A 13,227-nucleotide genomic window follows, 5' to 3' on the forward strand; every position below is an offset into this window, starting at 1 on the left:
TAGATTCAAAGAATTAGGTAGTGTTAATTCGCCCATGAAAGCGATTCCTGTTCTTCATCCTGCTTTTGTATCAAAATATTACAACACTAAAATTTTGTATTTTAACGTTGATTCTGCATATAAGTTGGCTGCCAAGCAATGTTCTGGAAATGGTGCTTTAGATTTATATTATTCCTTGGGCTGTGGCTCCTATTTTATTTAGGTTGCCGCCTAATAGCAGAAATTTTCTGGTTTCAGGAAGTTAGCTATCTCCGAGCATTTTTACTTAGGTTGATTGCTAAAGGTGGTTTATGCGTAGTTGTGGCTGGTATAACTGCCGTCTATTTATTAAGTAACCTCGCTCTGGCTCAACGGCTCAAGCATCGTCAGCCTTTAATAAGTGAGCAAGTTAGAGATGAGCAAACCAACTTTCTCAGCTATCAATCTTTCAACCGCGATGAAACTCGAAGTTTTCATACCCGAAGCAAGCAAAGATTAAAATTTCGCTGGCTGCTACCTCTAGCTTTGGGATTGAGTTTGTTAGTCGGGTTTATGCTGACTTACTACGGTGAGCTTACCTTGTCGTACTGGTTTCCGGCATTGAACAAAGTTAGTCTACCCTTTACTGCTTTATTCCAACCAGAGACAATTTGGCAGCTTGGAAAACAATTAACTTCCCAAGTCTGGTATCTCGGCTTAGTTTTGGGAATAGCGATCGCTGTGTTAATTTATCCACAATTTTTGCTAGCGGCGATCGCAGTTGTATTCAGTGTCCTATTCGGGTTGGTAGCGTCTCAACATTGGACAAAGGTACTGCAATATTTTCGTCCCACCTTCTTCAACTCCACCGATCCCTTATTTGGTCAAGATATCAGCTTTTATATATTTTTTTTACCAGTTTGGGAATTGCTGAACCTCTGGCTGATGGGATTATTTTTGTACGGCTTCATTGCTGTTATTCTCACCTATCTTTTATCGGCAGACAGTCTCAGTCAAGGAAATTTTCCTGGGTTTTCGCCACTACAGCAGCGTCACTTATATGGCTTGGGTGGCGCATTAATGTTGGTAGTTGGTGTGACTTACTGGCTGAGTCGCTATGAACTCGTGTATTCTAACCGTGGGGTAAGTTATGGTGCTAGTTATACCGATGTGATGGCGCAGTTGCCAGCTTACAACGTTTTGTGCGCCTTGGCAGTGGCGATCGCATTCTACTTATTTTGGCAAACGATTTTTTGGAAACCTAAATCTCAGTATCACCGATTGATATTTTATGGATTAGGGATTTATCTAGTGCTGACGGTAGTAGGTGGTTTTGTTCTGCCGACTGCTGTGCAATATTTAATTGTTCAGCCTAATGAATTGCAGCGAGAGCAACCTTACATTCAGCGTACTATTGCTTTGACTCGGCAAGCATTTGATTTAGAAGCAATTGACGTGCAAACTTTTAACCCACAGGGACAATTAACAGAAGCTGATCTTAAAGCTAATGATCTAACAATTCGCAATATTCGCCTTTGGGATCAGCGACCTCTATTAGAAACTAATCGTCAATTGCAGCAAATTCGACCCTACTATAAATTTCCTGATGCTGACATTGATCGCTACACCTTACAAACAGATATAACCACTCGCAGACCTACTGCACCTGAACAGCCACCAGCGTCAGGGCAGGAATCAGCTAATACAGAACGACGGCAAGTACTGATTGCTGCCCGCGAATTAGATTACAGTGCCGTACCCCAACAAGCTCAAACCTGGGTTAACCGCCATTTAATTTATACCCACGGTTATGGTTTTACTGTTAGTCCCGTGAATACAGTTGGGCCAGGTGGGCTACCAGAGTATTTTGTCAAAGATATCAGCGGTGACAGCAGCGCTCTCAGCGTTGCCAATGAAGCCATTCGCGCCAGCATACCTATTGGACAACCACGGATTTATTACGGTGAGATTGCGAATACGTATGTAATGACCGACACGAGAGTCAGAGAACTAGACTATCCCAGTGGTAGTGACAATGTTTACAATAGCTACGATGGGCGAGGTGGGATTAGCATCGGTACAACCTGGCGGAGATGGCTATTTTCGCTGTATTTGAGAGACTGGCAAATGGCACTGACGCGGGACTTTTTACCTGAGACAAAAGTTTTGTTGCGGCGTAATGTTAAGCAAAGAATTCAGGCGATCGCACCATTTTTACGATATGACAGCGATCCCTATTTAGTTGTCGCTGATGCCAATCTTGACAATCCCAATCAAGGCTTATCGCCGAATCAAAATTACCTTTACTGGATAGTTGATGCTTACACAACAAGCGACCATTATCCCTACTCAGACACAGGTAGCGACGGCATCAACTATATCCGTAACTCCGTCAAAGTTGTAGTTGATGCCTACAACGGTACTGTTAACTTTTACATTGCCGATCCCAACGACCCGATCATTGCCACTTGGCAGCGCATCTTCCCCAAAGTTTTTAAACCCCTTAGCGCCATGCCTGTGACCCTCAGCAGTCATCTGCGCTATCCAGTTGATTTTTTCAAAATTCAATCTCAGCGGTTGATGATTTATCACATGACCGATACTCAGGTGTTTTACAACCGGGAAGACCAGTGGCAGATCCCCAACGAAATCTATGGCAGTGAAGCCCGTCCGGTAGAGCCGTACTATTTGATTACTAGCTTACCCATCGTACCTTTTGAAGAATTTATTCTGTTTCTACCTTATACTCCCAGACAACGGACTAATTTAATTGCTTGGCTAGCAGCGCGCTCAGATGGTAAGAACTACGGCAGGTTACTACTATATGTCTTTCCTAAAGAACGCTTAGTTTACGGCCCAGAGCAAATTGAAGCGCGAATTAACCAAGACCCTGTAATTTCTCAGCAAATTTCTCTGTGGAACCGCCAAGGCTCAAAAGCCGTTCAAGGTAATCTTTTAGTAGTACCCATCGAACAATCCTTGCTGTACGTCGAGCCAATCTATCTAGAAGCTACGCAAAATAGTTTACCAACTCTAGTTCGGGTAGTTGTAGCTTATGAAAACCGAATTGTAATGGCACAAACCTTAGAACAAGCACTACAAGCAATCTTTCAACCACAAGTCACACCAGCCCCTGCTATTATCCGTCCTGTTGAAGAAGCAAGTCCGCCTAGTTAATAATCGATATCTTTTGCAAGCCGATGCAATCGCATTGTTTCCCGATGCAATTGAATTGTTTCCCGATACAATCGCATTGTTTTCCGATGCAATTGAATTGTTTCCCGATGCAATTGAATTGTTTCCCGATACAATCGCATTGTTTCCCGATGCAATTGAATTGTTTCTCGATACAATCGCATTGTTTCCCGATGCAATTGAATTGCAGACCGATACAATAATAAAAGCTTCCGTAATATTACTTATGCATAATGTGGCATATATGCTAACATAGTGGCCCTTTATACCAAGTAGCCAATTATGCCGAAATTAGGAAAAATACCCTCAGCGCAGTTCAATATCAAAATATATGGCGAAGAAAAAATTAAAATTATTGCGGAAGTGAAGCAATATTGCATTCAAAATCAGATAAGTGTAGGCGATTTTGTATATGATGCTCTCCAAAAAGCTTTGGAAGCAGACGTTTTACCCCCTTAATAACAAACGCAAACAAGCGCCAAAACGAATGCGGACTGAGTGAATGATTTTAGTCCACTTGAGTAGACTGGCGCTATTAGCTTTACACTGAAGTACACAGTAAGATATTTAATAATTATTAATTTGTAATTCGTAATTAAAAGTGGGTTAGAGAAAGCGATCGCTACAGGTCGCTCAATTTCTCTTGCAGTAATATGCCAAGTTCTATAATGACTAAATTTGCAAAACCATAAACAATGAAAAACTTCATGCCATTACTGCTGAGTGTTGCTTTGCTCAGTAACACTGTTGCTTGTAGTAAGCCTAACGAGCAAACAAACAACATTAATATTCCAACTCAATCCAGCAATACTCAAAATTTCCAATTTGCTATACCAGCAGGAACGAGCTTTGACACTATTCTCCAGCAAGAAATATCTACTGGTAAAAATCGGAATAACGAGGCTTTTACTTTACGGATTAAAACCTCCTTTTTTAAAGAGAAAAATCCTGAACTAAGAAATGCTGAGATTCAAGGACATCTGGAAAATGTAGTTAAAGCAGCTAAAGGAAAAAAAGCTAGTATGCATCTCGTTTTTGATGAAATTGTATTTAAAAATGGTGCAACTTATCCTATTGATGCTGCTTTAGTAAACACTCAGCTAGAAACAAAAACTAAAGGAAAGTTTATTAAAAATGCTGGCATTATTTTAGGTGGAGCAGTTGCCGGTCATTTTATCGGCAAGAAAACTAATACCAAGCATGGTGCTTTAGCTGGTGCAGCAGCTGCGACTGCTTATGTTTTGTCTAGCCCTGGTGGTGAAGTAGTTCTTAAAAAAGGAACAAATATTAAGCTGCAACTCAAAACGGCTCTTGATACAAGTTTATAGACACTGCCCACAACATAAATCAATACAGTTCAGTTAAGACTATAACTGTTTGTTGAACTCAATTTTTTTATCGAACCGCAAAGGGCGCAAAGAGCACAAAGAGAAAAAAATGCTTAACTGAACCGTATTGCAACATAAATAGGGTTTAAGCACAAAGGTTGTCTGTTGAGACTGGCATTGTCATTTTCTTGTAAGATTTATTGTTCATAATGGGGATCAAGCAGCAAAAAGTATTGATTTGAGCAATTCTACTGAGGTGAGATGATGAAATGGCAAGGGCTGTTTCACTGGATGAATCGGAAGCATAAGCACCAACAGCAACCCCAATTACGCCAAATAATTTGGCGTAATTGGGCAGCCATCGCGCGGAGCGCTGCGCTAGGGGCGATCGCAGTGTGCTTAACTGGATGTGAGCAAGTGATAGAGTATTTGCCGCCTTTACCTGATATTGAAATACTATTAAACCAGCCGCCACAACCACCATTTCCTACCCAAACTGCCCAAACCGCCCAAATTGAGGTAGCAATTCGGCAACAAATAAACCAAGTGCGCCAAAAAAACGGACTTCAACCGTTACAAAACAATGAAAAACTAGCTCAGGTTGCCCGAAAATATAGTCAGCAAATGGCTGAAAAAAACTTTTTTAGCCACACCGGAATTGATGGTAGTACCCTACAAGACAGGGTTAATGCAGGTAACATTCCCTATTGGATGGTGGGAGAGAATTTGTTTAGAAGTAAAAATATTCCTCAGCCTGTGTCTGCGGCGGTTGAAGGTTGGTTAAAAAGCCCCGGACATCGAGCAAATATTCTCCGTTCAGTTTTTACAGAAACGGGTGTCGGAGTTTGGCGACAGGGAAATTCCTATTATATTACGCAGTTGTTTTTGCGTGGTTAAAAGATAAGTGACAGGTTATAGCAGGTTGCAAACGAGTAATACCGTTTCACTTTAAGGTTAATACAAATAGTAATTGTAGGGTGGGTATTGCCCACCATATCCAGATTTTGGTGGGCAATGCTAGCCCTACTTACTTAATTCACAATAAACGTAAATTTAGTTAGAATTTTAACTTTGTTAGAACCTGCTACTGGGTAAAAGCAAAATATCTATCATTTCGCCTACTACCAAGCCGAATATCGCTAATATTGTTAAAATCAAAAACGAATCTAATTTCCTAAAGCCTGCAAAACGCATTTCTAAATCAGCTAAGATTGTAGTTGCTATTGGTATAAGGAATAGACTGAATATTAGTGACCACGTTGCTATTACAGCAATTGATATACTTAAAGATAAAATAACGACTAAAGTTTGAGAACCTACATTAAGCAATCGCTCTAACCAAGTGATACTCTTTCTGGCTACAGCTATAGCTACAACAGTTATAAAAGCTCCCGCTAACCAAATGATGTGATGAGCAGCAAGATACCATCCTAGAAGAGCATAAGCTAGCCAGAGTAATGCTAAAGGTATCAAAGGTATTTTACTAAAAAATTCTATATTATTCATATTTATAATAGTGCTGATGATTTATATTTTAGTGTTTAAATTTTTTAATAGCTGATACTATAAAATTATTTAACATATTCAATTTAGCTTAAATATTTCTTTATCTTTAGATTGATTTCCATTAATTTCTTTTGACAACCGATATACTTATCTGTCATCACTCTAGGGAAATAAAAATCTTAGTCAATTTTTAAACTTCAGATTTAGAGGTAATTTAAGCCTTTATTTATAGTTTTACAAATAAAGATAAAGTCGAGCTAAATAGAAACGCATAAATAAACAACAAAAATTAGGTTGAAACAACTATTTCACTGTTCCTACGTGTGATGATACTATAGTGCGTTGAAAATGTGTGTGAAAGTTGGGTGACATTTAAAATATTAACAAAATGAGTTAGTTTGATCGTGACAATGCGATGTTGCTTAACCCAACTCAGTGCTATTTTGAGTTTAGTCATCTCACCCACCACTGGGCGCTACCATCTGGGCTTTACCAATGAGTATTGGCTTTATAGGAGAATTACTAGATAGACGCTACAAGATATTCAAAAAGCTAGGTGAAGGCAACTTTGGTGAAACCTATTTGGCTAGGGATCAGAAACGTCCCAGCAAGCCTTTATGTGTAGTCAAGCGGTTGAAGCCAAAGCATACTCATCCAAGAGTACTGGAACTTTTTGAGCAGGAAGCAGTGATATTGGAGAAGTTGGGGGAACATCCCCAAATTCCTCGATTACTTGCTCACTTTGCTGTCGGCAATGAACTGTACATTATTCAAGACTATGTAGAAGGGCACACCCTGAGAACAGAAATTGTGCCAGGAAAGCAACTGAACGAAGGTGATGTCATAAAGCTATTACATGAGATTTTGGAGGTGCTAGTTTTTGTCCATCAAAATAATGTTATTCACAGAGATATCAAGCCGGAAAATGTGATGCGGCGCAAACAAGATGGAAAACTCGTCCTAATTGATTTTGGCTCTGTTAAAGAAATTGGCAGCTTGTCAATTGATTTGTATAAGATGATTCGTACCAGTGTAGTGATTGGTACTCCGGGCTACATACCAATGGAACAAGCTAAAGGCAAGTCTCGCTTGTGCAGTGATGTCTACGCTGTAGGAATGATGGGTATTGAAGCCTTGACAGGAATTCCGCCTCATCTTCTGCAAGAAGATCCGCGCACTGGACAACAGCGATGGCGAGATTGCGTACAGGTGAGTGATAAACTGGCTGATGTTCTAGACAAAATGGTACGCGATCGCCACACTTTGCGGTATCCATCAGCAGTTGAAGCATTGCAAGCACTCACTGCAACTACAGTATTGCCGCTGTTACCCTCGCCACCGCCTAACCTTAACTCGACAGAAGAATCACAATTGGATGTTGAGCAGTTCGAGTTGGAAACAATAATCTTACCCGTAGAACAATTTGAGTTTGAGATAGCTACTGTTTCTGAGAAAAGATGGCATAGTTCCACACCTAGTTATGACATCAACCGTAGTCGTGGTTCGGCTAAATGCTTTATTGAAGATTTAGGCAATGACATTAATTTGACGATGGTATCTATTCCTGGGGGACAATTTTTGATGGGTTCTCCAGACAATGAACTAGAACGATTTGATTCTGAGAGTCCACAGCATTCTGTAACAATTAAGCCCTTTTTTATAGGTAAGTTCCCCGTCACGCAGGCACAATGGCGCTCAGTTGCCATACTTTCTCCAATTAATCGGGATCTCGATCCAGAGCCAGCTAATTTCAAAGGCACAAATCGTCCAGTAGAGCAAGTTTCTTGGGAAGATGCAGAAGAGTTTTGTGCCAGGCTTTGTCAGAAAACAGGGCGAAAATATCGTTTGCCTAGCGAAGCCGAATGGGAATATGCTTGTCGCGCTAGAACGACTACCCCCTTTCACTTCGGTGAAACTCTCATCCCTAGTTTGGCAAGCTACAACAATACCTACAGCCCTGAAGCTCAAGGAATGAATCAATGGCAAACAAGCTTAGTAGGTAGTTTTCCCGCAAATGCTTTTGGCTTATACGATATGCACGGCAATGTGTGGGAATGGTGCGCGGATCATTGGCACGACAATTATGAAGGCGCACCTGTTGATGGTAGTGCTTGGTTGTCTAATGAAGATGCTAAGTCGCGTGTAATTCGAGGCGGTTCCTGGAAAAACTCTCTCAGTTTATGTCGGTCTGCGTACCGTAGTTGGAATCCTCAAGCTGGCCGGGGTAACGTCCTCGGTTTCCGGGTAGCAGTTTCTGTATAAAAAACTCTATCCCCTTGTGGGTGGAGTTTTGAGGCATGGGGAATGGGGACTGGGGACAAGGGGACTGGGGACAAGGGGACAAGGGGAAAGAACTATGAATAACTCTTGCTCCTTGTCCTCTTCACCCAATGCCCAATGCCCCAAGCGACGGGGAGAGCAACCTCGTCCACTCACAAGAGAATGGAGTTTCCCGTCGCTTTCTATAAAGCTTTTAAGCGAATTATAACGAGTAAAAATAAATTTAGTTTGTGGTAAAAAAATTATTACTAAAGATTATTTGTAATGTAATATTAAGCAGATTCACTTTATTACCTGAAACAATTTATATCAACGTTCTTTTAATACCTAAATTTTGAAATATTTTTCCGCATAATTTTACATTGACAAAAATCAGGTTATGTGAGTTTTTCCACAATAATCGATTTCCAACTCAAGATGAGCATTTTGCTTCTCTACAGCCGAAACTTCATAACCGATTTGCAAAGCAGATCCAATCAACTTAGTTGTGCTAATTCCATCTAGGCGAAGTAGGTATTATCTATGACTCTGCGTTCCTCTAATAAGCTCAATAGTAATAGCGCCACCACTGAAGCTGAAACCCGCCTAGACAAAGCCAGTAATTCTCCGAGTAATGTCGATAAGGGTACGGCAAAGCGTAGCAGATTTTTAAGTAGTTACCAGTCTCTTACACCAGAACAGCAAGAATGGAGCTTGAAATCTAAAGCAACTTTTTGGGCGATCGCTCTGACTGTGCTGCCAGTGTTAGGTGTGGGAATAACCAGCTACTTTGGTAGTGAGTCCATTACTCAGAAAATTACCCAAGTCAAGCAAGAAAGTGCTAAAGAGCGCACAGAAGCTGAAGTTGCACTTAAGGAATACCGCTCATCTGTGTTGCTGGGAACTGGAATGATGGCTTTGGTAGCAGGAGCGATCGCTGCTTTTTTGACAAATCGTGCCACTGTTTCAGTGCTGTCTGCTGCTGAGATTTCTACCGTTTTAGTCAATAAACTATATCGTCGAGAAGAAACAGAGGCTCAAGCTGGTGTTACTGGCAAAGATGAATTGGCAGCTTTAGAGGCAAACATCAACCTGCTACAAGATCAGTTGCCAGAGTTACTCTCAAAACAAGAAGCTGAAGCCGAACGCTCCCAGTTATTAATTAACATTACTCGCCGCATTCAGGAAGCACTTTCCGAAGAAGATGTTCTCAGAACAACCGTTGAAGAAGTTCGCAAAGCTTTCAGAATAGACCGTGTAGTTATCTTTCGCTTTGACTCCAACTGGAGTGGAACTTTTGTAGAAGAATCCGCCGCACCTGGTTTGCCTAAGACATTGTGGGCGACCGTCTCAGATCCCTGTTTTGAGGAGAAATATGTTGAGCAATATCGGCAGGGGCGCATTCGAGCAATTAATGACATTTATCAAGCCAACCTCACAGATTGTCATATTGGTTTATTAGAGAGATTTGGAGTCAAAGCAAATTTAATTGCACCCATACTCAAAAACAATCAGCTATTTGGCTTGCTGATCGGGCATCAATGTTCCGCCCCTCGCTATTGGCAACAGTTTGAGATTGATTTGTTTGCTCAAATCGGCACGCAAGTAGGGTTTGCCCTCGATCATGTAAAACTTGTAGAAAAAATAGATATCAGAGCCGACCAAGCCCATTTAGTTATTAACATTACCCGGCGAATTCGGGAATCACTCAACGAAGAAGATGTACTCAAAACCACAGTTGATGAAATTCGTAAAGCTCTCAGTACAGACCGAGTGCTAGTTTATGGCTTTGATGCCGACTGGTATGGCACAGTCATTGCCGAAGCTGTACTACCCGGCTTTCCCAAAGCATTGCGAGCTAAAATCAAAGACCCTTGCTTTGTCGAAGGCTATGTTGAGCAATACAAGGCAGGTCGAGTCCAAGCCACTAACAACATTTACAAAGCTGGTTTGAGCGCTTGCCATCTCAGCCAACTCGAACCTTTTGCCGTCAAAGCCAATTTGGTTGCACCCATCCTTAAAGACGATCAGTTATTTGGTTTATTGATTGCCCATCAATGTTCTGCACCGCGGGAGTGGCAGCAGTCTGAGATTGATTTGATGACTCAGTTAGCCATGCAGGTGGGATTTGCTCTCGATCATGCCAGGCTGCTTCAGCGTATAGATGCTGAAGGGATAAAAACCCAGTTACTTGTAGACATTACCCGGCGAATTCGGGAATCACTCAACGAAGAAGATGTACTCAAAACCACAGTTGATGAAATTCGTAAAGCTCTCAGTACAGACCGAGTGCTAGTTTATGGCTTTGATGCCGACTGGTATGGCACAGTCATTGCCGAAGCTGTACTACCCGGCTTTCCCAAAGCATTGCGAGCTAAAATCAAAGACCCTTGCTTTGTCGAAGGCTATGTTGAGCAATACAAGGCAGGTCGAGTCCAAGCCACTAACAACATTTACAAAGCTGGTTTGAGCGCTTGCCATCTCAGCCAACTCGAACCTTTTGCCGTCAAAGCCAATTTGGTTGCACCCATCCTTAAAGACGATCAGTTATTTGGTTTATTGATTGCCCATCAATGTTCTGCACCGCGGGAGTGGCAGCAGTCTGAGATTGATTTGATGACTCAGTTAGCCATGCAGGTGGGATTTGCTCTCGATCATGCCAGACTCCTAGATCATGTAGAGCAAGCCTATATATCTGTAGAATCAGCCTTTCACGAGCAGTATCAGCGAAAAGTAATGCTTCAATCTCAAGTATCAGAACTGCTCAGAGATAGCGAAATTGTTGTTGAAACTCTCTCTCGAAAGGCAACTAGACAAATGGATGCAGTAACAAATGCTTATAATCAAATTCAAGCATTAGCTAATTCTGCTCAAGAAATGCTTTTCGATGTCCAACAAGCGCAAGGCCAAAAGCAGCAGATATTTCAAAGAATCCAAGCCGGACAGGAGGGTATGAATCGCATTATAGAAAGCATTTGTACTGTCCAAGACTCATTTATAGAAGCTGCCGCTAAGGTGAAGCATTTAGACGAGCCTTCTCAACAGCTTTTGCAAAGAGGTGTCCCGATCAGTCAGGTTGCATCAAAGATGAAGCTCCATGCCATGAAAGTCGCCTTTGAAGCAGCACGTACTGGCGAAGCAGGCCAAGAGCTGGCTGCGATCGCAGAAGAAATCCTTTCCTTGGCAAAACAGTTGGATGGCGAAATTGTAGAAATCAAATCTTTGGTTGCAGAAATTCAAGAAACAAATAACGAAGTTGCAGTGTTAATAGAGGATGGCAAGGAACAGGCGATCGCTGGCACTCAAGAAGTAGAAGAAACTCAACAAAAACTCTATCAAATTACTGCTATCAGTACCCAAGTAAACGCTCTTATTGGGGAACTGATGCAAGCGGCTGCAAACCAAGTAGAAATTTCAACCGCTGCCAGTCAATCTATTCTAGAAGTTGTCAGTAGCTCTCAGCAGACATCAGAACAAACTGTGGCAGTAGCTAAATCTTTAACTAAGTTAACAGCGATCGCACAAGATAGACAGGAGAGTAAATATTAGTACTACAAACGATCAGTCTTTAACCGGACACGACATAATTTAAATTTGTCCTTGGTAAAAATCTCGAATTTTGAGCTATGATCTGACGCACAATAATTAATTAGATTACTGAACTATTTCTTTTTAAACGCAAGCTTATTTGTTTCTTTTAACAGGTAAATTTTAAGCTTTGTCTTAAAAAGTTGTAATTTGTAATGAAGTTTATCTTGATATTTTAAACTCCTAGAGAAACTTAGCTATTTGTAGCGATCGCTTTCTCTAATTGGTTTTTAATTATGAATAAATAATTACTGATTATGATGATGATTGTATTAGTCATATTGTATTCTTCATGACGAACAATTATATCATAAAATTATTATTTTTTAGCTTTACATTTTAATTTACTACTTTAGATATATAACTCTATTTAACAAGCAAAACTCTCGGCAGATATACCATGACTCCTCTTTTGCTAAACCTATAATTAGAGCCTTATTAATGTAAATTCCATACAATCTAGTAAAAGTTTATGACAATTAGATTCTTTTACTAGAGTAATTTGAATAATTTGCTAGTAATATGCTAGGCAAAATACGCTGGTTATTCTTATGCTAGTTATGAGCATATGTAATGCTAATTACTAAGCGTCAAAACTCAAGGCTTAAAAATATAATAATCAAAGGTAAATAATTATGTCTGATAACTCAATACTGCTAAATGATTTAGTAATGGAGACTGTTCCTCATCAGGATCTCCGAAACGAAGTCCAACAAGAGCAAGCAGAAACGAACGCATTAACTATACCTGATGTTGTCATATCTTTAACTCCGATTACTTTAATTTTCAGTTGGATAGCTTTCTTTATAATTTTGCGAAAGAGCCGAACTTCTGTAAATAATAAAATGTCTTTTTCAGTCAAAAGTTTACATAAAGTTCCTTGTAAAAATTGTCAGTATTATACAAATAACAATTATATTAAGTGTGCAGTACAGCCATCTATTGTACTGACAGAAGAAGCAAAAAATTGCTCTGACTACTCCCCTCATCAAGGCAAACTTTCCCCTAAAAATATTTTTGGAAAAGATAATAATTCTGATTAATCCGCTACTTTGATTGCAAAAACTAAAATGCTATCATCCCATTTGTTTGGCAAAGTTTCGTTGCCGCTGCCAACCACCTTGCTATAGGACTCATATTTGATTTTTGAACAAAATTCAGTACACCTTTATTCCTTCTTCCCAGTCCCCAGTCCCCAATCCCCAGTCCCTTACCTCTACGAGTGATTCAGAAATCAAATCGGATTGCTATATATTGATAGCAGTGTAGAGGATGCTTGTGACTTCTAACGTCGATTCCACCCATAGCTGCTGGCTTGGTATCAACGATAAGGGTTATCGGGACTTAAACAAAACAAAAAAGTAAAAAAGGCTATAATGCTTAAATAGCAAAG

Annotated in this window: 9 protein-coding genes; 7 read left to right on the forward strand and 2 right to left on the reverse strand. The window is 40.5% G+C overall.

The features are described 5' to 3' along the window. Nucleotides 1-138: 138 nt before the first annotated feature. On the forward strand, nucleotides 139-3,135 hold the full coding sequence (locus tag AC5JL8_RS27245) for a UPF0182 family protein (protein WP_495882807.1): 2,997 nt from the start codon (nucleotides 139-141) through the stop codon (nucleotides 3,133-3,135). Here the strand turns inward: AC5JL8_RS27245 and AC5JL8_RS27250 are convergent. Continuing rightward, on the reverse strand, nucleotides 3,055-3,420 hold the full coding sequence (locus AC5JL8_RS27250; RefSeq protein ID WP_495882816.1) for a hypothetical protein: 366 nt from the start codon (nucleotides 3,418-3,420) through the stop codon (nucleotides 3,055-3,057). The genes AC5JL8_RS27245 and AC5JL8_RS27250 overlap by 81 nt on opposite strands. A gap of 15 nt (nucleotides 3,421-3,435) precedes the next feature. On the opposite strand from AC5JL8_RS27250, the gene AC5JL8_RS27255 reads away from it, so the two are divergent. The 3 genes from AC5JL8_RS27255 (at nucleotide 3,436) to AC5JL8_RS27265 (ending at nucleotide 5,378) form a co-directional block, all read left to right on the forward strand. Beyond that, the gene (locus AC5JL8_RS27255; protein WP_495882808.1) at nucleotides 3,436-3,612 is read left to right on the forward strand and encodes a hypothetical protein; all 177 of its coding nucleotides are present in this window, start codon (nucleotides 3,436-3,438) and stop codon (nucleotides 3,610-3,612) included. Nucleotides 3,613-3,848: 236 nt separating this feature from the next. Then, complete coding sequence (locus AC5JL8_RS27260) at nucleotides 3,849-4,481, forward strand: hypothetical protein (protein ID WP_495882809.1); 633 nt, start codon at nucleotides 3,849-3,851, stop codon at nucleotides 4,479-4,481. 264 nt (nucleotides 4,482-4,745) lie between these two features. Continuing rightward, a complete protein-coding gene (locus tag AC5JL8_RS27265) occupies nucleotides 4,746-5,378 on the forward strand; it encodes a CAP domain-containing protein (protein WP_495882817.1) in 633 nt (210 codons plus the stop codon). Nucleotides 5,379-5,555: 177 nt separating this feature from the next. Here AC5JL8_RS27265 and AC5JL8_RS27270 read toward each other — a convergent pair whose 3' ends face one another. Next, entirely contained in the window at nucleotides 5,556-5,987 is a 432-nt protein-coding gene (locus AC5JL8_RS27270) for a hypothetical protein (RefSeq protein ID WP_495882810.1), read from the reverse strand. Nucleotides 5,988-6,482: 495 nt separating this feature from the next. Here AC5JL8_RS27270 and AC5JL8_RS27275 point away from each other — a divergent pair, with 495 nt between their 5' ends. The 3 genes from AC5JL8_RS27275 (at nucleotide 6,483) to AC5JL8_RS27285 (ending at nucleotide 12,877) form a co-directional block, all read left to right on the forward strand. Next, entirely contained in the window at nucleotides 6,483-8,249 is a 1,767-nt protein-coding gene (locus AC5JL8_RS27275; RefSeq protein ID WP_495882811.1) for a bifunctional serine/threonine-protein kinase/formylglycine-generating enzyme family protein, read from the forward strand. A 540-nt stretch (nucleotides 8,250-8,789) separates the two neighbouring features. Beyond that, on the forward strand, nucleotides 8,790-11,795 hold the full coding sequence (locus tag AC5JL8_RS27280; protein WP_495882812.1) for a methyl-accepting chemotaxis protein: 3,006 nt from the start codon (nucleotides 8,790-8,792) through the stop codon (nucleotides 11,793-11,795). 674 nt (nucleotides 11,796-12,469) lie between these two features. After that, nucleotides 12,470-12,877 carry a hypothetical protein gene (locus AC5JL8_RS27285; RefSeq protein ID WP_495882813.1) on the forward strand — a complete coding sequence of 136 codons (408 nt, stop codon included), beginning with the start codon at nucleotides 12,470-12,472 and terminating at the stop codon, nucleotides 12,875-12,877. Nucleotides 12,878-13,227: the final 350 nt, after the last annotated feature.

Source organism: Mojavia sp., from assembly GCF_059505145.1.

Bases quoted from the DNA above. Each gene is read 5' to 3' on its own strand.
- AC5JL8_RS27245 (WP_495882807.1), top strand. From the start codon at position 139: ATGTTCTGGAAATGGTGCTTTAGATTTATATTATTCCTTGGGCTGTGG.
- AC5JL8_RS27255 (WP_495882808.1), top strand. From the start codon at position 3,436: ATGCCGAAATTAGGAAAAATACCCTCAGCGCAGTTCAATATCAAAATA.
- AC5JL8_RS27260 (WP_495882809.1), top strand. From the start codon at position 3,849: ATGAAAAACTTCATGCCATTACTGCTGAGTGTTGCTTTGCTCAGTAAC.
- AC5JL8_RS27265 (WP_495882817.1), top strand. From the start codon at position 4,746: ATGAAATGGCAAGGGCTGTTTCACTGGATGAATCGGAAGCATAAGCAC.
- AC5JL8_RS27270 (WP_495882810.1), bottom strand. From the start codon at position 5,987: ATGAATAATATAGAATTTTTTAGTAAAATACCTTTGATACCTTTAGCA.
- AC5JL8_RS27275 (WP_495882811.1), top strand. From the start codon at position 6,483: ATGAGTATTGGCTTTATAGGAGAATTACTAGATAGACGCTACAAGATA.
- AC5JL8_RS27280 (WP_495882812.1), top strand. From the start codon at position 8,790: ATGACTCTGCGTTCCTCTAATAAGCTCAATAGTAATAGCGCCACCACT.
- AC5JL8_RS27285 (WP_495882813.1), top strand. From the start codon at position 12,470: ATGTCTGATAACTCAATACTGCTAAATGATTTAGTAATGGAGACTGTT.